Source organism: Streptomyces spongiae, assembly GCF_009377185.1.
GTDB lineage: Bacteria > Actinomycetota > Actinomycetes > Streptomycetales > Streptomycetaceae > Streptomyces > Streptomyces spongiae.
Genome location: NZ_VJZC01000007.1, coordinates 31,326 through 55,431, shown reverse-complemented (window position 1 = coordinate 55,431; position 24,106 = coordinate 31,326). Strand labels below are relative to the sequence as shown.

The following is a 24,106-nucleotide window of genomic DNA, read 5'->3' as shown; positions in this document are numbered from 1 at the left end:
GCACATGAGCAGGCCGACCATAGTGCTGCTGCACGGTGTCGGGCTCGACCACACCATGTGGGAGCCCTCCGTCGCGCTCCTGACCGACCGGTTCACCGTGATCGCCCCCGACCTTCCGGGCCACGGCACTCGCCCGCCGGTGAACGACGGGGTGACACTCGCGGACCTGGCCGAGGGGATCGTCGGCGAGATTCCGGCAGGCTCGCACCTGGTCGGATTCTCACTCGGCGCGCTCGTCGCCCAGCACGTGGCACTGCACCGCCCGGAGCTGCCGGCCACGCTGACCTCGGTGAGCTCGGTCTGTCGGCGCACGGCCGAGGAGCGGGCGTCCGTCCTCGCCCGACTGCGCACCGCCGAGGCCGACTTCCCGGCGAGTACCGCCGCGTCCCTGAAGCGGTGGTACGCCGGCACCGACGTCGCCCCCGACCGGGTGGCCGACACCAAGGCCACGCTGCGTGCCAACGACGTCCGGTCCTTCCTCAACTGCTACCGCGTGTTCGCCACCGCGGACGCCGAACTCGCTCCGGACCTGGGCACCATCGGCATACGCGCACTGGCGGTGACGGGTGAGAACGATCCCGGGTCCACCCCGGAGATGACCCTCCGGCTCGCTTCGGCGCTTCCCGACTGCCGTGCGGTGGTCATCCCTCGGGCCCGTCACATGCTGCCCGTCGAGCGCCCGGAGGCGTTCGTCGACTCCCTCACCACCTTCATCGGAGAGTGCGCACATGTCTGACCTCACCACGTTGCAGCACTTCGTCGGCGGGACGTGGGTCGAGCCCGCCTCGGGTGAGTACTTCGAGAGCACCAACCCGGCCACGCGCGAGGTCCTCTACCGGGCCGCGCGCGGGAACGCCACCGACATCGCGCGGGCCGTGGCAGCCGCGAGAGAGGCGTTCGAGGACCCGCGCTGGCGCGACCTCAGCCAGACACGGCGTGGACACCTGCTGCGGCGCCTGGGCGATCTGATCGCCGAGAACGCCGAAGACCTGGCCCGCACGGAGACGAAGGACAACGGCAAACTGCTGCGCGAGATGCGCGGGCAACTGGCCGCCCTGCCGGAGTACTACCACTACTACGCCGGGCTGGCCGACAAGATCCACGGTGATGTCATCCCCACCTCCGACCGCCAGGTGCTGAACTACACGGCCCGGGAGCCTCTCGGTGTCGTCGGAGCCATCACGCCCTGGAACTCTCCGCTGACGTTGACCAGCAGCAAGCTGGCGCCCGCGCTCTGCGCAGGCAACACCGCCGTGATCAAGCCCTCGGAGTACACCTCGGCCTCGGTGCTCAAGCTCGCCGAGCTGGCGCTCGAAGCGGGATTCCCGCCGGGCGCGGTGAACGTCGTCACCGGGTTCGGCGCCGAGGCCGGGCAGGCCCTGGTCGACCACCACGACCTGGCGAAGATCTCCTTCACCGGCAGCACGGCGACCGGGGCGCGCATCGCCGCGGCGACCGCGAGCCGGTTCATCGGCTCGACGCTCGAACTCGGCGGCAAGTCGCCCAACATCGTCTTCGAGGACGCGAACGTCCCGAACGCGGCGATGGGTGTCGTCGCCGGTATCTTCGCCGCCGCGGGACAGACGTGCATCGCCGGCAGCCGGGTGTTCGCGCACAGGTCCGTCTACGACGAGCTCCTCGAGCGGGTCGCGGAACGCGCCAGGACCATCCGTATCGGCGACCCGCTGGACGAGAAGACCGAGCTCGGTCCGCTGGCCTTCGAAGGCCAGCGGGACAAGGTGGCCGGGTACGTCGACCTCGGACGCGACGAAGGCGCCCGGGTGCTGACCGGTGGCCGGGCCACCGACGGCGGTCTCGGCGGCTACTTCTACGAACCCACCATCCTCGTGGACGTCGACAACGGCATGCGCGTCGTACGTGAGGAGATCTTCGGCCCCGTCGCTGCGATCATGCCGTTCGACACCGAGGACGAGGTCGTGCGCCTGGCGAACGACACCGAGTACGGTCTCGCGGCCGGCGTCTGGACGACGAACCTCGCACGGGCGCACCGGATGGCGGCGCGGCTGGACGCAGGAACCGTCTGGGTCAACACCTACCGCGCCATGTCCCCGATGTCACCGCGGCAGGGCTTCAAGACCAGTGGCGTGGGCGTCGAGCACGGCATCGAGACGATCAAGGACTACACCCGGCTCAAGAGCGTCTGGATCAACACGAGCGAGGAGCCCGTGGCCGACCCGTTCACCATGCGGAGCTGACATGCCACAGGTCACCATCACCCTCGCCGAGGGCCGCACCCCGGCGCAGATCCGGGACCTGATGCACGAGGTGCACGCCGCGGTCCTTCGCACCGCGAACACCCGGCCCGAGTACATCCGGGTCGTCGTCCACGAGGTGCCCAGGGCGCACTGGGCCACCGGTGACGTCACCCTCACCGAGATGGACGCCGCCCGCGCCTTGGCCCCCACAGCAGACGAGGAGCAGTCATGAGGTTTTCGTTGTTCGTGCACATGGAGCGCTGGGACGAGGAGGTCAGCCACCGCCAACTCTTCGAGAACCTCTCCGAACTGGCCCTGATGGCCGAGGCCGGCGGGTTCGGCACGGTGTGGATCGGGGAGCACCACGCGATGGAGTACACGATCTCCCCGAGCCCGATGCCGCTGCTCGCGCACCTGGCCGCGAAGACCTCGACCATTCGCCTGGGTGCCGGGACCGTCATCGCCCCGTTCTGGCACCCGCTCAGGGTCGCCGGCGAATGCGCGCTGCTCGACGTCATCAGCAATGGCCGCATGGAGGTCGGACTCGCCCGGGGCGCCTACCAGTTCGAGTTCGACCGGCTGGCGGGCGGGCTGCCGGCCGCCGACGGCGGAAAGCATCTGCGTGAACTCGTCCCGGCCGTCCGGGCCCTCTGGCATGGCGACTACGCCCACGACGGCGAGATATGGCAGTTCCCGACGTCGACCAGTGTGCCCAAGCCGGTGCAGCAGCCCACCCCACCCATGTGGATCGCCGCTCGCGACCCCGCCTCCCACGACTTCGCCGTGGCCCAGGGGTGCAACGTCATGGTCACCCCGCTGATGAAGGGCGACGAGGAAGTCGCCGAACTCAAGGAGAAGTTCGACACCGCGGTGGCGAACCATCCCGAGGTGCCGCGCCCCGAGCTGATGGTCCTGCGCCACACACATCTCCACTCCCCCGACGAGCCCGAGGGCTGGCGCCCGGCAGCGGAGGCGATCAACCGCTTCTACCGGACCTTCGACGCCTGGTTCGGCAACAAGACCACGCCACGGAACGGGTTCCTCGCCCCCAGTCCGGAGTCGAAGTTCGAGGACCGGCCGGAGTTCCGGCCGGAGTCGCTGCGCAGGACCGCCATGATCGGGACGCCTGCCGAGGTCATCGAGCGACTTCGCGCCTATGAGGCACTCGGCGTCGACGAGTACAGCTTCTGGATCGACACCAGCATGTCGCACGACGAGAAGCGCACGTCGCTGGAGCTGTTCATCAAGGAAGTCATACCGGCCTTCCAGTGACCAAGTTCCAGTGACCAAGTGATCCTCTGCGTCCGTTCCATGTACACGTGTACGTTTGTACGTACTCAGTCGGGGGGTGTTGCCCGCCCTGTCGCGTTCGCGTGAAAGAGCACGTACTTCATGGACCTTGGCACGCGCCGCCGCCGAGCGGCACTGTTCCTCTTCTTCCTCATACCCGGCCTGTCGATCTCGTCCTGGGTGACCCGGACACCCGACATCAGGGACCAACTCGGCGCCTCGACCGCGCAGATGGGGATCATCCTGTTCGGACTGTCCGTCGGCTCCATGATCGGGATTCTCAGCTCCGGAACACTCGTCGCCCGGTTCGGCACCCGGCCCGTCATGGGCGCCGGCACACTGCTGGTCATCCTCAGCATGGGGATCATCGGCGGTGGATCGATGCTCTCCTCCGCGCCCACCGTCACCGCCGGTCTGCTCCTCTTCGGTGCCGGCATGGGCGGAGGAGAGGTCGCGATCAACATCGACGGCGCCGAGGTCGAACAGATCACAGGGCGGACCGTACTGCCCACGCTGCACGGCTTCTTCAGCCTGGGCACCGTCGTGGGAGCCGCGCTCGGCATCCTGTCCACGGCCGTCGCCTTCCCGGTGCAGTGGCACCTGGCAGCCGTCGCCGCCGTCACGACAGCGATGTTCTTCCCTGCCTACCGTGCCATCCCTGACGCCGTGGGCAAGACCCGGGGCGAGGACCTGCCCGCTGAGACCAGTGACGCTCCGGACCAGGCGAAGGTCCGGAAGGACCGGCGGCTGCTCCTGATCGGTGGCATCATCCTGGCCATGGCCCTGGCCGAGGGGTCCGCGAACGACTGGCTGCCTCTGATCATGGTCGACGGTCACGGCGTGGATCCCGCCCTGGGCTCAGCCATCTACACGGGCTTCGCCGCGGCCATGACCATCGGCCGTTTCGCCGGCGGAGTCTTCATCGACCGCCTCGGCCGCACCCTCGTGGTCCGGGCCAGTGCCATCTCCGCGACCCTCGGAATCGCCCTTGTCGTCTTTGCCGACTCCGCTGCCCTGGCCGGAGCCGCCGTCCTCTTCTGGGGCTTGGGAGCCTCGCTCGGTTTCCCCCTGACCCTCTCGGCCGCCGGTGACTCCGGCCCCGACCCTGCCGCGCGTGTCAGCCTCGTGGCGAAGATCGGCTACGTCGCGTTCCTCGTCGGCCCGCCCAGCCTCGGTTTCCTCGGCGACCACTACGGCCTTCGCCTCGCCATGATCGTCGTACTCGCCTTCACCGCCGTGGCGATCTTCCTCGCTCCCGCTGTCGGCTCCCGCCCCGCTGTGGCCACACCCGCCCCCGACTCCGACTCCGACTCCACAGTCCGGTCCAGGAGCTCGTAGGTCGTTGCAGCACTGTTGACCCCGGAGCCACCCTGTAGAAAATGAAGTCAGTTCAAATCAGGGTGCCGAACGATGGGGCTGAGTGCGTATGCCGGAGCACCGGACGGTCGATCTGTTGGTCATCGGGGCGGGTATGGCCGGGCTGACCGCCGGCGCGAGAGCCGTACGCGACGGACTGTCCGTCGTGGTCGTCGAGATCGGCGACGACGTCGGGGGGTCCGCGCGCTACGCGGGCTACGCCTGGACCGCCCCGAGTCACGACGTAATGGAGCAGCAGAACCCGGACGGAGATGCCTCACTCAAGCGCGCCCTGGTGGGCCGCTTCGACGACGGCATCGCATGGATCCGGAGCACCGGCGTCGAAGCCAAGGACGCCCAGCCCATCCTCAGCTTCGGCCGGGGGCACCAGTTCGACACCCATCACTACGTCGACACCTGCCGCCGCATCATCGTCGAGGCAGGTGGCGAACTCCTGATGACCACCGATACCGAGCGCCTCCTCGTGGAGGACGGGGCCGTGACCGGAGCGGAACTCGTCGCGAGCGACGGCACACGACGCACGGTGCACGCCACGTCGACGCTCCTGGCCACCGGGGGTTTCCAGGGGGACAGGACCCTTCGCAACAAGCTCGTCCACCCCCACGCCGACCGCATGGAACTGCGCTCCAACCCCCACAGCCGCGGGGCCGGCTACCGCCTCGCGACCGCTGCCGGGGCGGCGACCGGGTCACCGGGTGCCGGCTTCTACGGGCATCTGATCCCCAGCGGCATCCCGTTCGCCGACCCCGCGGACTTCGTCGATCTGTCGCTCTACTACAGCGAGCACGCCCTGCTGTTCAACCTTCGCGGCGAGCGGTTCACCGACGAGACCCTGGGCGACCACCTGACGACGATGGCGCTGATGGAACAGCCCGAGAACCGCGGGCTTCTCATTGCCGACGCCCGCGTCTTCCGCGAGTGGGTGGTGGGCTCGTACGTGAAGGGAGCGGTCGCCGTCGACAAGTTCGCGCTGGCCGCGAAACGGGGCGGCCGGGTGGGTGTCGCCGACGACCTCGACGAACTCGACTGCCTCCCGGAGGAGTGGGGATACGACGGGCAGGCCATCCGCGCGGCCGTCGGCCAGTTCAACGCTCGGGCGGCCGCGGGGGAGGAACCGGTGCCGGGCCGCCGACTCGACCGGATGCCACTCGACGAACCGCCCTACTACGTCATCGAGGCGGTACCGGCCATCACCTTCCCGTTCCACGGGATCCGCATCGACGAGCGGGCACGGGTGCTGCGCGAGGACGGCGCGCCCGTGGCAGGACTTCTCGCCGCCGGTTCGGACACCGGAGGGCTGTGGTACCGGGCCTACGCGGGTGGGATCGCGTCGGCCCTCGTGTTCGGACTCACGGCGGCCGGGACCGCGACGGTTCACGCGCAGCCACACAGGCAGAACCCATGCGATTGACGGGCTCCAACGCGGGCCATGGACGAGGGAACGTCCACATGATACAAGTTCAGTTCATGGACCAGATGCGCACCGGGGCCGGGGCGGTCCACCCGCTGCGGCCAGGCGCGGTGACGATCGGCCGTGAGATCCGGCCGATCGCGTATCCCCGCGGCGAGGTCCGGGCGTCGGACTTTCGCGTCGCCGAGGTCGAGGTCGGAAAGCCGCGACCGGGCGAGGTACTGGTCCGGAACACATGGACGTCCGTCGATGCCGCTCTCCGGCTGCGGCTCCGGGAGAAGGCGCCACCGGGATACTTTCCGGCCTTTCCCCTCGACGAGCCGATGGACGGGATCATGACCGTCGGAGAGGTCGTCGAGTCCCGCGCCGACGGATTCGCCCCCGGCGACACGGTGTGGCACGCCTCCGGCTGGCGCGACTACGCGGTCGTCGACGCGGAGAGCCGAGCTCTCGGCGGTGTAGGTACGCTCACGAAGCTCGACGTACACATCGCACCGCCACAGGCCCACCTCGGTGTACTCGGATCAGGCGGCCTCACCGCCTACGCCGGCCTCTTCCATGTCGCGGACCTCCGTGACGGGGACGTGGTCTGGGTCTCCGCCGCGGCCGGCGCCGTGGGCAGCCTTGTCGCACAGATGGCGAAGATCCGCGGGCATCGCGTCATCGGCAGCGCCGGCTCCGACGAGAAAGTGCGCTACCTCCTGGAGGAACTCGGTCTGGACGCCGCCTTCAACTACAAGTGCGGCGCCCTCCCCGACCTGCTGCGCGAGGCGGCTCCGGGCGGGATCGACGTGTACTTCGACAACGTCGGCGGTGACCATCTCCAGGCCGCTCTCGGCGCACTTCGGAGGTCGGGCCGCATCGCGATCTGCGGCATGATCTCGGAGTACGGGACGGAGGAGCCGCCGCACGGCCCGACAAACCTCATGCTGGCGGTGACGAAGGGCCTGACGATTCGCGGCTTCCGCGGCAGTGACCACACCCACCTGCTGCCTGAGATGCGACGGCAGATGGGCGCATGGGTCCGCGAAGGCCGCCTCCACTACCGCGAGACGATCGTCGACGGGCTGACACAGGCGCCGGCGGCGTTGGCGGCCCTCCTACGGGGCGACAACACCGGCAAGACACTTGTGCGGATCGACGGCGCCCCCCATCGTGAGAACGCCGACGGCTGAGCAGGCACTGCAGAGCGCCCTGGGGCCTCAAAAGATGAATTGAAATAAGTTCAGTGCACTCTCATGGTCGGCCGCACGACCGGACCTTCGCCATCCCATGACATGGGCCGACACCCCCGTTGCCGCGACATATCCGCATGAACATAGCGGTGCCTTCATGTACACAATGCACGCTTCCCCGCGCCGCCCCCCACCCTCACTCACTTGCGCAACCTATTGCCTAACCTAGTTCAGTTTGGTAACTTTCCCGCAATCTCGACCACCCCGCCACCCCCCAGCGCGCAGGCCGCTCGGGTGTACCGGGTTCGGCCGGGAGCCGGTTTCAGGTAAGGAGCCGCGAATGAGATCAGATCCGCGACGGCGCGGGACGTTGCTCATACTGCTGTCCATCACCACCCTGCTCGTCGCCGCATGCGGCGGCGGCAACGACAACGCCGAGTCCAAGGTCGTGCCCGCCTCGGCGGGCATGGACGAACTCGTCGCCGCAGCGAAGAAAGAAGGACAGGTCACCGTCTACTCGGCCCAGGATCTGACCTCCCTCAACAACCTCGCGAAGGCCTTCGAGGCCAAGTACCCGGGGATCGACGTCAAGACCGTACGAGGCGTCGACGGGGACCTCGGAGTGAAGGTCGAGACGGAGTTCAACTCCGGCAAGGGCATCGCCGACATGTATGTCAGCGCGAGCCTGTCCTGGGTGAAGCCACAGGCCGAGGCCAAGCGGTTCCTGGCTCCGACCGGTCCCGAACTGACCGGCAAGGGCGACTACGACACCAAGAAGTACGTCCACAAGGGCAACTACTTCGAGACCAACTCAGCGGTGCTCACCTTCGGCTGGAACACCAAGCTCTATCCCAAGGGGCTCACCGACTATCCGGACCTGCTCGACCCGAAACTCAAGGGCGGCAAGATCGGCGTCATCGAGCCGACGGCACCCTCGATCGTGGACTTCTACCTGTGGCTGGAGGAGACGTACGGCGCCGACTTCGTGAAGAAGCTGGCCGCCCAGAAGCCGCGCATCTACCCCAGCTCCCTGCCCATGGGTGAGGCGATGCAGTCCGGCGAGATCGCCGCCGGCAGCTTCGTCGCACCGATCGCGCTCGACCCGGCCAAGAAGAAGGGTGCGCCCGTCGACTACCGCATGCCGCCGAACGGGGCATGGGGTGCCCGCTACTACGGGATGGTGCTGAGCACCGCCCCGCACCCCAACGCCGGCCAGCTGTTCGCCAACTTCATGGTGACCGCCAAGGGCCAGGAACTGATCACACCGTCGGCCGGCTCGGTGCTGCCCAAGGTCCCCGGCACGGTGATCACCAACGACAAGGTACGGATCCAGGATCCGGCCAAGCTCACACCGGATGCCGTGTCCGCGTACCAGAAGAAGTGGAAGTCCCTGTTCCAGTAGCGGCAGTGGCGGCCGGCCTCTGCCAGGAACCGTGCACAGCAGTGTGGGCACCCACGCCGACGGGTGCCCACTCTCACCTGATCTTTGGATGTGAGGAGTCCCCCGTGTCCCACGTGCGCATCGAGGGTCTGACCAAAAGGTTCGCCGGCAAGCCGCCGGCCATCGCCGTGGACGACCTGTCGCTGGAGATCGAACCGGGCGAGTTCATCGTTCTGCTCGGCCCCAGCGGCTGTGGGAAAACCACCACTCTGCGCTGTCTGGCCGGTCTGGAGACACCCGACGAGGGGCGTATCTCGCTCGGCGACCAGACGGTGCTGGACGCACACGGGAAGATCAACCTCCCTCCCAACAAACGCCGGATCGGGATGGTGTTCCAGTCGTACGCGCTCTGGCCGCACATGACGGTGCGCCGCAACATCGGATATCCGCTGCGGACCCGGCGGGTGGCCCGCGAGCAGGCGCGCACACGGATCGAGGAGGCGGCGGAGCTGGTGGACTGCTCCGCCCTGCTCGATCGCTATCCGGCGCAGCTCAGCGGCGGCCAGCAGCAGCGGGTCGCCCTGGCCCGTGGTCTGGCCGCGCAGCCCGACCTGGTGCTCTTCGACGAGCCGCTGAGCAACCTCGACGCCCGGCTGCGCGACCAGGTGCGCGCCCAGTTGCACGAGCTGCACGCACGGCTGGGCTTCACGGCCGTGTTCGTCACCCACGACCAGAGCGAGGCACTGGCGCTCGGCGACCGCCTGGCCATCATGAGGGCGGGGCGGATCGAGCAACTCGGCACACCGGAACGGGTCTTCGAGGAACCGGCCACCGAGTACGTCGCCGGGTTCATCGGCATGTCGAACCGGCTTCCGCTCCGGCGGCAGGGCGAAGGATGGGGACTCGCCGACCAACCGGGCACCGATGACCCATCGGGCGCGGCGGGCCAGACAGGCACGGCGGGCCAACCGGGCGCGACGGGCCAGGCCGTGGCCCACGAGCTCCCCGTGCCCCGCTCGCACAGCGAGATCTCCGCGCGGCTGCGCCCCGACGACCTTCGGCTCTGTCCGGCCGAGGAGGAACCGCCGGACCACGGCGTCGGCCTCCCCGCGGAGGTCGTCGACGCGCAGTTCGGCGGGCGCCACATGGACGTGGTCGTCACGGTCGCGGGCAACCGTCTGCACGCCCGCGCGCCCCTGACCGGCAAGCCCTGGGCCCGAAGTCTGTCGCGCGGACAGCGGGTGACCGCGTGGTTCGCCAAGGACGCCGCCATCTACTACGACGCCGACGGAGTACGAACAGCCACGCACGCGCCCGCCGCCGCAGTGGGGGCGTGAGGACCGTGACCGCACCCGCCGTACCCGCGCCCGCCCCCACGACGACACCGCCGCACCCGGCCCCTGCGCACCCGACGGCGCTGACCCGTGTACGACGCCATCTGCCACGGTTCGGCGCGCTCGTCTTCCTCCTCGCCATCGGCTACCTGGTGATCGCTCCGCTGGTGGGCCTGCAACGGCTGGCCTTCGAGGACGACGCCCGTGGCTACAGTGCCGCCTTCGACGACCCGGACATGGCGGCCACGCTGGTCAGGACGGCCGGTCTGGCGCTGGGCTCACTGGCCATCGCACTCGTCCTCGGGACGTTCCTGGCCTGGGCCGCGACCCGGCTGCCGCCCCGGTTGCGACTGCTGCGCGTCCTGCCCATCCTGCCCATCGTCGTGCCGGCCGTGGCGGCGGTGACCGGATGGGCGTTCCTGTTCTCGCCCCGCCCCGGCTACCTCAACGCGGCCCTGCGCACCCTGCCGTGGTGGAACCACCTCGACGAGGGTCCCGTCGACATCTACACGCTCCCGTGGATCGTGCTCATCACCGGCTTCGGGCTGACCGCCTTCGTCTACCTGTTCGTCAGCGCCGGATTCGGCAACATCAACGCGGAGCTGATCGAGGCGGCGCAGGTCAACGGGTCGTCGGCCGCCGGGGTGTTCTTCCGGGTGACGCTGCCGCTGCTGCGCCCGACCCTGGTGTACGGCGGGTTCGTGGCGCTGCTGCTGGGACTCGGCCAGTTCACGGGCCCCCTGCTGCTCGGCAGGAACAACGGCATCGACGTCCTCACCACCGACATGTACGTCGCCGTGTCGCAGAGCCCGGTCGACTACGGCAGGGCCGCCGCGATCGGCTCACCGCTGCTGCTCCTCGGCATCGCCGTCGTCCTCTTCCAGAAGGTGATCCTCGGCGACCACAGCCGCTTCGTCACACACGGCGGCAAGGCGTTCCGGTCCGGCGGGCGGCCGTCGTGGGTGGCGGTCACCGGCATCGTCCTCTACGGCCTGGTGGCGCTGGCGCTGCCGCTGGGCGCGCTCGTGGTGGTGTCGCTCTCCGCCTTCTGGAGCGGGAGGATCACACCGAGCGGGTTCACGCTCGACAACTTCCGGCGCGTGTTCCAGGAGTCGGGGATCACCGACGCGATCGTCAACAGCCTCACCACGTCGGTCATCTCCGTCGCCATCGCGCTGCCACTCGGCTTCGTCGCCGCCTCGCTGCTGCTCAAGGGGCGCCGGTTCCGCGTCATCCGGGCCGCGGTCGACTTCATCGTGGCGATGCCCCTCGGCATCCCGGCGGTGGTCTTCGGCGCCGGCTTCCTGCTGACGTACAGCCGCGAGCCGTTCATCCTGTACGGCACCCGAACGGTGATCGTCCTGGTGTACGTGACGCTGATGCTGCCCTTCGCCACCCGGATGCAGTTGTCCGGGATGGTGTCGCTGGGCGACACGTACGTCGAGGCGTCGCGGACCAGCGGGGCGGGCGCGCTGCGCACCACCACCGAGATCGTGCTGCCCCTGCTGCGCCCCACGATCGCGGGTGCCGCGGCGCTGATGTTCGTGCTGCTCACCCACGAGTTCACCGCGTCGCTGCTGGTACGGGCACCCACGACGCAGGTCATGGGCACCATTCTGTTCGACTACTGGTCCAACGGCTCCTATCCGCTGGTCGCCGCCATCGCGCTCGTCATGACGCTGGTGACGTCGGCGGGCGTCTTCGTGGCCATGTGGGCCGCGGGCTCCGACATCTTCGAGAAGCTGTGAGCGGGGGGACGGGTATGGGCATGGGCTCGCTCGACGGGAAGACGGTCCTCGTCACGGGCGCCGGCCAGGGTATCGGACAGGCGATCGCCGTGGAGATGGCGCGGCAGGGCGCGGCGGCGGTCGCGGTCGCCGACCGGAACGAGGCGACCGCGAAGGGTACGGCCGACCTGGTACGCACCGCCGGGGCCGAGGCGGAGGCGATCGTGTGCGACTTGCGCGACCGTGACCGGATCGAGGCGATGGTGGCCCGGACGGCGGAACGGTTCGGCGGGCTGGACGTCCTCGTCAACAACGCCGGCGTGATCGAATCCGCGCTGGTGGACCGGCCGGAGGACCGCGCGGTCGACACGCTGCCCGAAGAGGTCTGGGACGCGGTCTACGAGGTCAACCTCAAGGCCGTCTGGCTCACGACGAAGTTCGCCGCGCCACACCTGCGGCACTCCACGCGCGGTCCCGCGATCGTCAACACGGCCTCGGTGTCGGGGCTCACCGGTTTCCCCCTGGCTCCGGTCTACGGCACCACCAAGGCGGGTGTCATCCACCTCACCAAGGTCACGGCCGTCGACCTGGCGCCGGTGCGCTGCAACTGCTTCTGCCCCGGTGTCATCGAGACGCCCCTGGCACGGGACTTCTTCGAGGCCGCCGACGACCGCGACGCCATGGAACGGGAGCTGACCGCGCCGCAACTCGTCCGGCGGCTCGGACGGCCGGAGGAGGTGGCGAGGCTTGCCTGCTTCCTGGCCTCGGACGACGCCGCGTTCATCACCGGCAGCTCGTACGTCATCGACGGTGGCGCGCTCGCGTGGCGCGGGGTCAAGGACTGAACTCCACGGGATCGAGAGGGGCCGTATGGCCATCGAGTTCGACATCGACCGGCAGGTGGCCGACATCGCGCGGCGGACCACCGACCTGGTCCGGGACACGGTTCTGGCGGCGGAGGAGGGCTGCCACGGGGACGTGCACGCGGGCCCCGAACCACTGCGGCGCGCCTTGCAGGAGGCGGCCCGGGCGGCAGGAGTGTTCGCTCCCCATGTCTCGCACCGGTGGGGCGGGCTCGGCCTGGATCTGCGGGGTCAGGCGGTCGTCTTCGAGGCCGCGGGATACTCGCTGCTGGGCCCCCTGGCCCTCAACTGCGCCGCGCCCGACGAGGGCAACATGCATCTCCTCGAAGCGGTCGCCACCGAGGAACAGAAGAACCGTTTTCTCGCGCCTCTCGCGGCCGGGGAGACACGGTCGTGCTTCGCGATGACCGAGCCCTCCCCCGGGGCCGGCTCCGACCCGCGGGCGCTGGCCACGACGGCGGTCCGGGCCCCGGGTGGCTGGCGGATCAACGGCCGCAAGTGGTTCATCAGCGGCGCCGACGGAGCCGCGTTCGCGATCTGCATGGCGCGCACCAGCGGCGAGCCCGGCGACCCGGGCGGGGCCACCATGTTCCTGGTCGGTTCCGACAATCCGGGCATGAAGGCGGTCAGGAACATCTCCACCCTCGACCGGGCCCTGTTCGCCGGTCACAGCGAACTCGCCTTCGACGACTGCGAGGTACCCGACGAGGCGGTGCTCGGCGAGGTCGACAAGGGATTCGCGTACGCGCAGGTGCGTCTCGGGCCCGCAAGGCTGACCCACTGCATGCGGTGGCTCGGAGTGGCCCGCCGGGCGCAGGACATCGCCCTGGACCGCGCTGCGCGACGTACGGCCTTCGGGGGCCCTCTGGCGGAACTCGGCATGGTGCAGCAGCAGTTGGCCGACTCGGAGATCGACATCGAGACGAGCCGGGCGGTGCTCTGGCGTGCCTGCTGGGAACTCGACCAGGGCAGGCCCGGCGCCCAGCTCACCTCCGTCGCGAAGACCTTCGTGTCCGAGGCCGTGGGCCGGGTAGTGGACCGGGCGGTCCAGATCTGCGGGGCGCTCGGCATCTCGGAGGACACCCCGCTGGCCGCCCTCTACCGGGAGGTCCGGCCGTTCCGTGTGTACGACGGGCCGTCGGAGACCCACCGGTGGGCCATCGCCAAACGCGCGGTCCGGGCCGCACGCGAGCGACAGGGCGCGGTGCGGTGACGGCCACCGGTGACCCCACCGTGGCCGGGGTGGACCTGCGGGCGCTGGGCCTCTTCTTCGAGCGTGAGGTCCCGGACTGCGCGGGTCCGCTGGAGGTCCGTCCGCTGCTCGGCGGGCGCTCGAATCTCACGTACTTCGTCACCGACGGCACGCACCGCTGGGTGCTGCGCAGGCCGCCGCTGGGCACGCTCACGCCGACCGCGCACGACATGGACCGCGAGTACCGCGTCATGGCCGCTCTGGCCGGCACGGGGGTCCCGGTGCCGCGGACCGTGGTCTCCTGCGCCGACGAGTCCGTGATCGGCGTACCGTTCACCGTCGTCTCCTTCGTCGACGGGACCGTGCTGCGGGACGGCGAGCAGGCGGCCGAGGTGTCCGCCGAGGACGCGCGGCGCTGCTCCGAGGCGCTGGTCGACCAACTGGCCGCGCTGCACACCGTCGACCCGTACGGGATCGGGCTCGGCGGGTTCGGGCGGCCGGCCGGGTACCTGGAGCGGCAGGTGCGGCGGTGGCGCGGCCAGTGGGACCTGGTCGCCACCCGCGAGCTGCCCGAACTGGACGCGCTGCACGGGAAGTTGGTACGCGCACTGCCCATGGTGCGGGACGACGGTGCCCTCCCTGCGGTCCTGCACGGGGACTACCGGCTCGACAACGTCATCCTCGACGACGGCGATCCCGGGCGGATCGCCGCGATCGTCGACTGGGAGATGGCCGCGCTGGGCGATCCGCTCGCCGACCTCGGCCTGCTCCTCGTCTACTGGGACCCGGCGTGCGAGCCGGTCCTCGGCCAGGGGCACGTCCCGGCGGCCAACCCGGGCTTCCTCTCCGCAGGGGAGCTGACGCGACGGTACGCGGTACGGTCCGGCCGCGATGTCTCCGCGCTGCCCTTCCACCGGGCCCTCGGCTACTTCAAGCTGGCGGTCATCGCGGAGGGCGTCCATGCCCGCCACCGCGCCGGGCGCACCGTCGGCCCCGGCTTCGACCGGGTCGGTTCGGCGGTGCCCGCGCTGCTGCGCTCCGGCCTGTCGGTCGATGTCCGGCCCACCTGAGACCCACGAGAAGGGATGTGAGGAGCGGTGAGGGAAACCCGGCTCACGGGGAAGGTGGCGCTGGTGACCGGTGCCACCGGAGGCATCGGGGAGGCGATCGTGCGTCGGCTGGCCGCCGAGGGCGCGACCGTCGTGGTCACCGATCTCGACTCGGAGACTTGCGAGAAACTGGCCGGTGAGCTGCCGGGCGGTGCCGTGGGGCTGCGCCTGGACGTCACCGACGAGACGGCCTGGGAGACGCTCGTCGCCCAGGTCACCGACCGCCTGGGCGGTCTGTCGGTGCTGGTCAACAACGCGGGGATCGCCGCGATGGGCACCGTGGAGACCGAGACCCAGGAGACCTGGGACCGGGTGATCGGCGTGACGCAGACCGGCGTGTGGCTCGGCATGAAGCACGGCGGCCCGGCCATCGAGCGCTCCGGCGGCGGCTCCATCGTCAACATCGCCTCGATCTTCGGTACGGTCGGCGGCTTCGGCGCGCAGTTCTCGTACCACGCGGCCAAGGGCGCCGTACGGCTGATGACCAAGAACGCCGCGCTGCACTGGGGCAAGCGCGGTGTGCGGGTCAACTCGCTGCATCCCGGCTTCATCGAGACGCCCCTGTCCCGGGAGTTGTGGCGGGGCACGCCCCGGCTGACCGCGATGATCGAGGGCACCCCGCTCGGCCGGCTGGGCACGACCGAGGAGGTGGCGGCCGCGGTGGCGTTCCTCGCCTCGGACGACGCGGGCTTCATGACCGGCTCGGAGCTCTACGTCGACGGGGGCTGGACGGCGCGCTGAGGTTACACAGACGCCTGGGTCGGGACCGATGCGCCGTCGTCGGTGCCGACCCCGGCGCCGGGGACGCACCGTGCGTACCGGTTCACGTCGTCCTCGCAGGCGCGGCTGGCTTCGCCGCGGGCCACGAGGACGTCCAGGTGGGCCGCTGTCTCGTTGACGGCCAGCATCTGGTTGAACGGGTTCAGGTCCTCGAACGGCACCTTCCGCCGGGTCCACCCCAGCTCCTGGGCCACGGCGTGGGCGTCGAGGGTCCGCGCGCCGAGGACGGCGAGCGTCTCCGCGAGCCGGTCGTCGTGGTGGGCCAGCAGCTCCGCGGCCCTGCGGTGGACGCTGTCACCGACGGGTCCGTGCGCGGGCAGCAGGGTCGCATCGGCGAGCGTGGTCATGAGGTGCAGTGAGGTCAGGTAGTCGCCCAGCGGCAGTCCGGGGCCGTCGCCCAGCTCGAAGCCGATGGACGGGGTGATGTGCGGCAGCACATGGTCCCCGGAGAACAGCAGTCCCCGTGCCTCGTCGAGGTAGACCACATGGCCCCGGGTGTGGCCGGGTGTCGGTACGACCCGCAGGGTCCGGTCCCCGAACCGCAGTTCCTCGGCCTCCAGCCAGCGGTCGGGCGCCTCCCATACGGCGGGGTCGAAGCCGCCGTGGTCCATCGCTTCGATGCGGTCCGCCAGTTCGAGGGCGCCTGCCCGGCGCAGCGTCCGCAGCGATCCGACGGGCTGGTCGGTGTGCAGCTCGCCGAGCAGTTCCAGGCCGCGCCGCTCACCGGAGCCGAGGTAGACGCGGGAGCCGAGCAGGCGGCGCAGATCCACGGCCTGGGTGTAGTGGTCGCGGTGGATGTGGGTGACCAGGATGTGGGTGATCTCGGCGAGGTCGTGGCCGAGACCGGCCAGTGCGTCCTCCAGTGCCTTGCGGGACTCGGGGATCGACCAGCCGCCGTCGATCAGCACCAGGCCGTCGTCCTCTTCCAGCACGTAGACGTTGACGGCCCGCAGTCCGTCCTCCGGCAGCGGGAGCGGCACGCGGTGCACCCCGGGCCGTACGGTCTGGGCTCCGCTCTGTGCCCACTGTCCACGGTCGAAACGGGTCGTCATACATCTCCCAGCTGAGGTGGTTCGGGTCGCTGATGTGAGAGTCGCGCGTGCAGGTCGCGGGCGAGTTCCCGGGCGCCCCCGCGGTCGAGCTTGCCGACCCTGGTCTGCGGCAACTCGCCCACGGTGAAGACGAACTCGGGCCACTTCGCCTTGGACAGGCCGACGCGTTCCAGGTGTCCGGTGATCTCGTCGAGGTCGAGGTCGACGTGGAGAGCGCCGGTGTCGTCCTCGGCCACGACGAGCACGGCCGGGCGTTCGCCGAGCAGGGGGTCCGGCACCGGTGCGACGCACACCCGGGCCACCTTCGGGTGGCTGGCGACGGCGCGTTCGATCTCGGTGATGTCGAGGTTGCGGCCGCCGCGGATGATGACGTCCTTCTCCCGGCCCATGACGGTGACGGTGCCGTCGTGAGCGGTCATCAGCAGGTCACCGGTGGGGAGGAAACCGTCCGGGGTGAGGGCCGGCGGCTCCACCTCGCCGTCGCGGGCGTAGCCGAGGAAGAGGGAGGGGCCCCGGACCTGGGCCTGTCCCGTCTCCCCGGGGCCCAGGACGGTTCCGTCGGCGGTGACCGCCCTCAGTTCGGTGCCGGGAAAGGGGCGGCCGTCCCGGCCGAGCCGGATGTCCTCCGGATCCTCGGGCCGTGGTGAGGTGTGTCCGAGGCACTCCGACATGCCGAAGACCCGCAGGATCCTCGTACCGAGCGACCGCTCGGCCCGGGCCAGGGCGCCCCGGTCCATGGGGCCGCCGCCCACTGTGATGGAGCGCACTCCTTCGAGCACCCGCGAGCCGGCCGCCGCCGAGCCCATCTGCAGGGCCATGGTCGGTACGCACATCGTCCACCGGGCGTGGTGCTCGGCCATCCGCTCCAGCACGGCGCCGGGGTCCCACCTGCCCGTCAGCACGAGCGGCCCGGCGAGCATGAGGGACATGCAGACTCCGAAGCAGTACGCGGCGGTGGAGGACAGCGGGACGAGGGCGGCGACCGCGTCGCCCGGCCGCAGGCCGTTGATGTCGCGGGTGCGGGAGCAGGCGTAGCGCAGAGCCGACTCCGACTGGACGACCCCCTTGGGGCGCCCGGTGGAACCGGAGGTGAAGCCGATGACGGCACCGCCGTTCCAGCGGGTGACGTCCCTCGGGCCGCGGGCGGACAGGACGGTCCAGCCGTCGAGCGCCTCGGCCGTCCACGCGGTCGGCAGGCCCGGCCCGTGCCACTCCCGCAGCGCCGACGGCTCGGCGATGACGACGTCCGGCCGGATGTCGTCCAGGGCCGCCTGGAACTCCGCGCTCGTGGTGTGCCGGTTCACCACGGCGAGTACGCCGCCGGTCATCCCCACGGCCAGGGTGGCCGCGACCGTACGCCACGAGTTGTCGGCCTGCGTCATGACCGTGCCGCCCGGGGTCCCGTCAGGGGTCATGGCCTCCGCGAGGGCGACCGCGCGGTCGAGGAGGTCACGGGCCAAGTGGTGTCCGTGGTCGTCGATGACGGCTGTGAAGTCGCTCTGTTCTGCCCGCTGCTGGAACTCCCGCACTGTCTGTCGCATCCCGCATCCCGCCCGCTTCCTCGCCTCGTCTCGCGAAAGTTCCTCGCCCCGTGTCGCGAAAGTTCCTCGCACCGACTCGCGAAAGTTCCTCGCCCCGTCGGCCGCGGTCAGCCCGCGTACATCTCCCGCTCGTCTCCCATGACGGCGATCCGGCGCCCCCGCATGTCGCCGACCTGGGCGACGGCCGCCGCCCACTCCGGGCTGTCCAGGGCTTTGCGCAGGTCCTCGGCGGTGTCGAACCCGAGGACCGAGAGCCCGTCCCATCCCTCGGAGCGCGGCTCCAGGGCCGCGTCGATCTCGGTGTGCCGCCAGGAGCGCAGTCCGGGCAACCGTTTGGTCAGTTCGGCGTGTTCGCCCCGCCACCAGTCGATGAACCGCTCATGGGTCCACTCGGGCGGCCGTGCGGCCAGCAGGATGAGGTTGTACATGGCACCTCCCGAGTGAGATTCCGAGTGAGAGTGAGTGGGTCACGCGAAGAGCACCGCGGGCGAGCGTCCGATGAGCAACCGGCGGACCTTGCCGGACGGGGTGAGCCGTGCCGAGGCCACGAAGGTCGCCTCGGGCACGCCGGAGCGGCGGACCTCGCCGAGGAACAGTTCGTCGCGGCCGTGGGCGCTGGCGGTCAGCAGGTGATGGGTCCGGGTCCCCTGCTCGCGCTGCGCGAGGTAGCCCTCCATCTCGGCCCGGCCGCCGTGGAAGTCGGTGGCGCCGTCGCCGCCGGTGGAGAAGAGGATGGAGAACGAGAAGTCGTCGCTGATCAGATCGAGGATCCGGGACGCGTCCGGACTGTCGAGGAGCGCGAACCACGCGCTCAGGAAGGGCGCGGGCGTCGACGGTTGCGTCTGTGTCGCGGGCATCTGCTGTGCCTCCTGCTCAGGGCCGGTCGACGAGGTGGAAGGCAGGCGTGAAGAAGGACTGGTAGCGCGCCATCAGGCCGGAGGGCGAGATGACGGCGGCCGACAGGAACGCCCCGGTCGTCGTGCCGCCGTCCACCACGAAGCCGTAGACGGTTTCGAGGTCCTGGTCCACGGAGGACCGCACGATCTCGTGCACCCGGTCCACGGCCTGCCGGCCGGCGATGTACGCGGCGAAGTCGGCCTTCGAGTTGCCGGTCCGCTCGCCGCTCGGCAGGGCGATGAGGAAGCGGAACCCGGGCTCCAGGAGCTCCAGGGCCTTCTCCGGGTCCTGACCGTCCATTCGGGCCATGTACTCGCGAAGGACCATGGTCTTCGCCCCTTCCAGACCGGACATCAACCTGAGTTCAGTTCAGTTTGAGGATAGGGTGGGTGCCCCGCCCACCACAAGAGGCGGAGCACACCCCCGTTTCCGGCGCTACTCCCCGACCATCCGCACCACACACCCCTCGATCAGGTCACTGATCTCCGGCAGCGGGATCGCCCCGGTCGGCCGGTACCACCGCCATACGCTGACGATCATGCCGAGCACGGTCAGCCCGAGCATATGGGCGTCCCGCACCGGGAACGCGCCCTTCGCCATGCCGCGGACCAGCAGGTTCGTCCAGTCCCGCTCCACCATCTGCACCAGCTGACGCGCCGCGACCCGCTCGGTCTCCTCGCGCTTGGACTTTCGCGGCGTGGCCAGCAGCGACATGTTGGCCTGCAGCACGCGCATCTGCCGGATCTCCTGCTCCGACACCGCGAAGGCCGAGCGGACCCCGGCCCGCAGTGCCTCGACGGGATCCGACGTGTCGGCCGTGGCCTCGGTGAACATGTCGTGGGAGCGCTGGAGTTCCAGGCGCATGATCGTGAGCAGGCAGTGCGCCTTGGACTCGAAGTAGTGGTAGAGCGCGGTCTGCCCGATACCGACGCGGTCGGCCACGTCCGACCACTTGGTGGTCTCGTAGCCGGTCTCGCCGAAGTACTCGACCGCGGCATCCAGAATGGCCGCCCGCTTGGACCTGGGCCCCTGGTCCGGATCCACGATCCGCGCCCTCGCCATCGTCACTCCCCTGCGCTCCGCGACCGGCACCTGCCGCCGATCGGTTGTCTGAGGGTAGACCTACTTGAACTCGGTTACGAATCGCGCTGTGGACTGTGGCCGAGTACGGCCCACCCCGGCGAAATCCGGGCTGCGCCCGGCGAGGAAGGCGGCCACCCCCTCGCGACCCTCGGCCGAGACCGCCGCCTCGGTCAAGTGACGGGCCTCCGCGTCGAGGTGTGCGTCGAGTCCTGCGGACAGCCCCTCCGCTACGAGCCTCCGGGTGGCGCCGAACGCGCCGGTGGCTCCCCGGGCGAGCGCCACCGCGGTCTCCTCGGCCGTATCGGCCAGCCGGTCCGCCTCGACCACCCTGCTGACCAGCCCCATCTCCGCCGCCTCGGGCGCCGTGATCCGCCGGTTGGTCAGTAGCAGGTCCAGGGCCCGCTTGCGGCCGACGAGCCGAGGCAGCGACCAGCTGACCCCGGCGTCCGGGGAGTAGCCGATGCCCGTGTAGGCGGCGACGAAGGTGGCGTCGGATGCCGCGAGCGTCAGGTCGGCCGCCGCGGCGAGTCCGAGACCGGCGCCCGCGGCGGCGCCCTGCACGGCAGCCACCAGCGGCGCGTCCAACCCGGCGAACACCCGCAGGGCGCCGTGCAGCGCGTCCGTGACCTCCACGAGGTGTGCGGCCAGCCTGTCGCCGGAGAACCGGACGAACTCCCGCAGGTCACCGCCGACGCAGAAGGAGCGTCCCCGTCCGGTGAGCAGCACCGCCCGAACACCGTCAGTGCTCTCGCACGTCCGGGCGGCCTCCAGCAGTCCCGTGGCCGTGGCCAGGTCGATCGCGTTGCCCGCCTTCTCCCGGCACAACTCGACGTGGGCCACGCCGTCGTCGTGGAAACTCACGGTCACGCTCATCGTGCCGTCCATCCGCCGTCGACGGTGAGCACCTGTCCCGTGCAGTAGGAGGAGGCGTCCGAGGCGAGGAAGAGCAGCGCTCCGTCCAGTTCGCCCGGTTCGCCGCCCCGGCCCAGCATGGTGCCGCGTTGGACCCATCGGCGGGAGCGGTCGTCGGCGAAGAGGTCCTCGGTCATCTCCGAACGGAACCAGCCGGGGGCGAGGGCGTTGACCCGTATCCCTGCCGGGCCCCACTGGCCGGCGAGTTCGCGGGTGAGTCCGATCAGGCCCGCTTTCGAGGCCGCATAGGACGCGCCTCCCAGGGGCGCGCCGGAGACGAGCCCGAGGACGGACGAGACGTTCACCACCGATCTGGTGTAGCCGCTCGGGGCAGCCTCGGCCATCAGCCGGGCGAGGTGGAAAGGCGCGACGAGGTTGACCGCGAGCACCTCGGCGAAGGCGTCGGCGCTCTCGTCCTCGGCCCGTACCGCGCCGGGGGCACCCGCGTTGTTGACCAGGACGTCGATCCGTCCGGTGGCGGTGAGCGCGGTCTCCGTCAGCCGTACGCGGTCCTCGTCGCTCGCGACGTCGCAGCCGACCGGGTGGATGCGGGGTTCGGTGTCCGCCAGCTCCTTCAGCCGGTCCAGGCGCCGGGCCGCGGCGAAGACGGTGGCACCCGCCCCGGCGAGTACGGCCGCGAACCGGGCGCCCAGGCCCGAGGACGCGCCCGTGACCACCGCCGTACGGCCGCGCAGGGAGAAGAGATCGGTGGTCGCCGGCTCGTACAAGGCGCTCACTCGTCCACCCCGATCGGCAGCACCGTGGCGCCGCCGTCCAGCACCAGCGTCTGGCCGGTCATCCACGACGAGGCGTCGGACGCCAGGAACAGCGCCGCGTTGGCCACGTCCTCGACGGTGCCCAGTCTGCGCAGTGGCAGCCGGGCGGTGAGGATCGGCTCCCTCGGCTCCCATACGGCCCTGGCCAGTTCGGTCTTGATCAGGCCGGGCGCGATCGCGTTCACCCGCGCCCTCGGGCCGAGTTCGTAGGCGAGCTGACGGGTCAGGTGCAGCATCGCCGCCTTGGTGGCGTTGTACCAGCCGATGTGCGGGTCGACGACGATGCCGCCGACGGAGGCGATGTTGACCACCGCTCCCCCGTGCTCGGACATCCACGCCCGCCACGCGTACCGCGTCCAGGCGATCATCCCGTACTGGTTGACCCGTACGGTCTTCTCCGCGCGCGGCAGATCCAGATCGAGCAGGTCGCCCATGTACGGGTTGGTGGCGGCGTTGTTGACCAGGACATCGAGACGGCCGAACCGCGCCAGGGTCTCCTCGACGCACCGCTCGGCCTGTTCGGGCTCCCCGGCGTTGGCGACCACCTCGTGGACGTCGCCGTCGCCCTTGACCCGCAGGAGTTCCTCGCGCGCCTCGGTGAGCCCGTCCGGCTTGCGGGCGGCGATCACCACATGGGCGCCCGCCTCCCGGTACGCCCGGGCGATACCCAGACCGATCCCGCGCGAGCCACCCGTGATCACGGCGACCCGGCCGTGCAGAACCTGCGGTACGTGCGGTACGTGTCCGTTCACACCTGCTCCTTCGGATACTTGCCGAGCTCCCGCCGGGCCACCGTGCGCAGATGGACCTCGTCAGGCCCGTCCGCGATACGCAGTGCCCTGGTGATCGCGTACAGCCGGGCCAGCACGGTGTCGTCGCTTACGCCCGCCGCTCCATGGGCCTGGACCGCCCGGTCCACCACGCGGTGCGCCACTTCCAGCGCGGCCACCTTGATCGCGGCCACCTCGGTGCGGGCGGCGGCGTTGCCCCGTGTGTCCATCAGCCAGGCCGACTTCAGGACCAGCAGCCGGAGCTGCTCGATCTCGATGCGGCTGCGGGCGATCCATTCGCGGACGACGCCCTGGTCGGACAGGGGGCCGCCGAAGGCGATCCGGCTCAGGGCCCGGCGGCACATCAGGTCCAGCGCCCGCTCGGCGAAGCCGACGGCGCGCATGGCGTAGTGCATCCGGCCGGGCCCGAGCCGCCCCTGGGCGAGGGCGAATCCCTCCCCCTCGCCTCCGAGGAGGTTGCCGACGGGTACGCGTACGTCCTCGAAGAGGACATCGCCGTGGCCGCAGCGGTCGGTGTAGCCGAACATGGGCAGGTCGCGCAGGACCGTGATGCCGGGGGTGTCGCGCGGAATCAGCATCATGCTCTGCTGCCGGTACGTCTCGGCGTCCGGGTCACTCACGCCCATGAGGATGATCAGCGCACAGTCGGGGTCGAGGATCCCGGACGTGTACCACTTGTGTCCGTTGACCAGGTAGGAGTCGCCGTCGCGGGTGATCCGGGTACGGATGTTGCGCGCGTCGGAGCTGGCGACCTCGGGTTCGGTCATCGCGAAGCAGGACCGGATGCCGGCCGTCAGCAGGGGCCGCAGCCAGCGGTCCTGCTGCTCGGGGGTGCCGTAGAGGGCGAGCAGCTCCATGTTGCCGGTGTCGGGGGCGGAGCAGTTGAACACCTCGGGGCCCATGACGGACCGTCCGGCCAGCTCGGCGAGCGGGGCGTAGTCGAGGTTGGTCAGGCCGGCGCCCCAGTCGCCGTGGGCGAGGAAGAGGTTCCACAGGCCCTCGGCTCGGGCCTTCTCCTGCAACTCGCGCATGACGGGGGGCTGTTGATGAGGGTCGTCTCCCTCGGCGAGCTGCCGGTCGTAGACGGCCTCGGCCGGGAGGACGTACTCCTCCATGAACGCGCCCATGCGCGCGTGCAGTTCGCGCGCCCTCGGGGAGAGCTCGAAGTCCATGCCTGCCGCTCCTTGCGTGTCGCCGGC

24 protein-coding genes are annotated in these 24,106 nt (G+C 70.3%); 14 read left to right on the top strand and 10 right to left on the bottom strand.

Going from position 1 to position 24,106, the window contains the following annotated elements:
- The first annotated feature begins 4 nt into the window (after window positions 1–4).
- From FNH08_RS02550 to FNH08_RS02485, 14 genes are all read left to right on the top strand, one after another.
- Window positions 5–736, top strand: coding sequence for an alpha/beta fold hydrolase (locus FNH08_RS02550; RefSeq protein ID WP_152769567.1), 732 nt, complete (start codon window positions 5–7; stop codon window positions 734–736).
- A complete protein-coding gene (locus FNH08_RS02545; protein WP_152769566.1) occupies window positions 729–2,216 on the top strand; it encodes an aldehyde dehydrogenase in 1,488 nt (495 codons plus the stop codon). The genes FNH08_RS02550 and FNH08_RS02545 overlap by 8 nt, the downstream gene beginning before the upstream one ends.
- A 1-nt stretch (window position 2,217) precedes the next feature.
- Entirely contained in the window at window positions 2,218–2,448 is a 231-nt protein-coding gene (locus tag FNH08_RS02540; protein WP_152769565.1) for a tautomerase family protein, read from the top strand.
- On the top strand, window positions 2,445–3,488 hold the full coding sequence (locus FNH08_RS02535; protein WP_152769564.1) for an LLM class flavin-dependent oxidoreductase: 1,044 nt from the start codon (window positions 2,445–2,447) through the stop codon (window positions 3,486–3,488). The genes FNH08_RS02540 and FNH08_RS02535 overlap by 4 nt, the downstream gene beginning before the upstream one ends.
- Window positions 3,489–3,608: 120 nt before the next feature.
- On the top strand, window positions 3,609–4,844 hold the full coding sequence (locus FNH08_RS02530) for an MFS transporter (protein WP_152769563.1): 1,236 nt from the start codon (window positions 3,609–3,611) through the stop codon (window positions 4,842–4,844).
- Window positions 4,845–4,932: 88 nt separating this feature from the next.
- Window positions 4,933–6,294, top strand: a complete 1,362-nt coding sequence (locus tag FNH08_RS02525; protein WP_152769562.1) for an FAD-dependent oxidoreductase — start codon at window positions 4,933–4,935, stop codon at window positions 6,292–6,294.
- 38 nt (window positions 6,295–6,332) lie between these two features.
- Window positions 6,333–7,469, top strand: a complete 1,137-nt coding sequence (locus tag FNH08_RS02520; protein ID WP_228033823.1) for an NADP-dependent oxidoreductase — start codon at window positions 6,333–6,335, stop codon at window positions 7,467–7,469.
- A 340-nt stretch (window positions 7,470–7,809) separates the two neighbouring features.
- Window positions 7,810–8,871: an ABC transporter substrate-binding protein gene (locus FNH08_RS51515; RefSeq protein WP_152769561.1), complete on the top strand. Its 1,062-nt coding sequence runs from the start codon at window positions 7,810–7,812 to the stop codon at window positions 8,869–8,871.
- Window positions 8,872–8,975: 104 nt separating this feature from the next.
- The gene (locus FNH08_RS02510) at window positions 8,976–10,187 is read left to right on the top strand and encodes an ABC transporter ATP-binding protein (protein ID WP_322723529.1); all 1,212 of its coding nucleotides are present in this window, start codon (window positions 8,976–8,978) and stop codon (window positions 10,185–10,187) included.
- Window positions 10,184–11,932, top strand: a complete 1,749-nt coding sequence (locus FNH08_RS02505) for an ABC transporter permease (RefSeq protein ID WP_322723528.1) — start codon at window positions 10,184–10,186, stop codon at window positions 11,930–11,932. Before FNH08_RS02510 ends, FNH08_RS02505 begins: the two co-directional genes overlap by 4 nt.
- Window positions 11,933–11,946: 14 nt before the next feature.
- On the top strand, window positions 11,947–12,756 hold the full coding sequence (locus FNH08_RS02500; protein WP_228033822.1) for an SDR family NAD(P)-dependent oxidoreductase: 810 nt from the start codon (window positions 11,947–11,949) through the stop codon (window positions 12,754–12,756).
- Window positions 12,757–12,781: 25 nt separating this feature from the next.
- Entirely contained in the window at window positions 12,782–13,987 is a 1,206-nt protein-coding gene (locus FNH08_RS02495) for an acyl-CoA dehydrogenase family protein (RefSeq protein WP_152769559.1), read from the top strand.
- Window positions 13,984–15,036, top strand: coding sequence for a phosphotransferase family protein (locus FNH08_RS02490; RefSeq protein ID WP_322723526.1), 1,053 nt, complete (start codon window positions 13,984–13,986; stop codon window positions 15,034–15,036). Before FNH08_RS02495 ends, FNH08_RS02490 begins: the two co-directional genes overlap by 4 nt.
- A 27-nt stretch (window positions 15,037–15,063) precedes the next feature.
- Window positions 15,064–15,816: an SDR family NAD(P)-dependent oxidoreductase gene (locus FNH08_RS02485; RefSeq protein ID WP_322723524.1), complete on the top strand. Its 753-nt coding sequence runs from the start codon at window positions 15,064–15,066 to the stop codon at window positions 15,814–15,816.
- A 2-nt stretch (window positions 15,817–15,818) separates the two neighbouring features.
- Here the strand turns inward: FNH08_RS02485 and FNH08_RS02480 are convergent, their stop codons facing one another.
- The 10 genes from FNH08_RS02480 to FNH08_RS02435 all read right to left on the bottom strand — a co-directional run bounded on the left by FNH08_RS02480 (window position 15,819) and on the right by FNH08_RS02435 (window position 24,079).
- Window positions 15,819–16,907, bottom strand: a complete 1,089-nt coding sequence (locus FNH08_RS02480) for an MBL fold metallo-hydrolase (RefSeq protein ID WP_152769558.1) — start codon at window positions 16,905–16,907, stop codon at window positions 15,819–15,821.
- The gene (locus FNH08_RS02475) at window positions 16,904–18,448 is read right to left on the bottom strand and encodes a class I adenylate-forming enzyme family protein (protein ID WP_152769557.1); all 1,545 of its coding nucleotides are present in this window, start codon (window positions 18,446–18,448) and stop codon (window positions 16,904–16,906) included. Before FNH08_RS02475 ends, FNH08_RS02480 begins: the two co-directional genes overlap by 4 nt.
- Before the next feature lie 107 nt (window positions 18,449–18,555).
- Window positions 18,556–18,876 carry an EthD family reductase gene (locus FNH08_RS02470; RefSeq protein WP_152769556.1) on the bottom strand — a complete coding sequence of 107 codons (321 nt, stop codon included), beginning with the start codon at window positions 18,874–18,876 and terminating at the stop codon, window positions 18,556–18,558.
- 39 nt (window positions 18,877–18,915) lie between these two features.
- A complete protein-coding gene (locus FNH08_RS02465) occupies window positions 18,916–19,305 on the bottom strand; it encodes a hypothetical protein (protein WP_152769555.1) in 390 nt (129 codons plus the stop codon).
- 16 nt (window positions 19,306–19,321) lie between these two features.
- A complete protein-coding gene (locus FNH08_RS02460) occupies window positions 19,322–19,699 on the bottom strand; it encodes a nuclear transport factor 2 family protein (RefSeq protein ID WP_322723523.1) in 378 nt (125 codons plus the stop codon).
- A gap of 81 nt (window positions 19,700–19,780) precedes the next feature.
- Window positions 19,781–20,407 (bottom strand): TetR/AcrR family transcriptional regulator, encoded by a 627-nt coding sequence (locus FNH08_RS02455; protein WP_152769554.1) that lies wholly within the window; start codon window positions 20,405–20,407, stop codon window positions 19,781–19,783.
- Between the two features lie 60 nt (window positions 20,408–20,467).
- Window positions 20,468–21,301: an enoyl-CoA hydratase/isomerase family protein gene (locus FNH08_RS02450; protein WP_228033821.1), complete on the bottom strand. Its 834-nt coding sequence runs from the start codon at window positions 21,299–21,301 to the stop codon at window positions 20,468–20,470.
- Entirely contained in the window at window positions 21,298–22,077 is a 780-nt protein-coding gene (locus FNH08_RS02445) for an SDR family NAD(P)-dependent oxidoreductase (protein ID WP_322723522.1), read from the bottom strand. The genes FNH08_RS02450 and FNH08_RS02445 overlap by 4 nt, the downstream gene beginning before the upstream one ends.
- Window positions 22,074–22,868, bottom strand: coding sequence for an SDR family oxidoreductase (locus FNH08_RS02440; protein WP_322723520.1), 795 nt, complete (start codon window positions 22,866–22,868; stop codon window positions 22,074–22,076). The genes FNH08_RS02445 and FNH08_RS02440 overlap by 4 nt, the downstream gene beginning before the upstream one ends.
- Complete coding sequence (locus tag FNH08_RS02435) at window positions 22,865–24,079, bottom strand: acyl-CoA dehydrogenase family protein (RefSeq protein WP_152769552.1); 1,215 nt, start codon at window positions 24,077–24,079, stop codon at window positions 22,865–22,867. The genes FNH08_RS02440 and FNH08_RS02435 overlap by 4 nt, the downstream gene beginning before the upstream one ends.
- Between the last annotated feature and the right edge of the window lie 27 nt (window positions 24,080–24,106).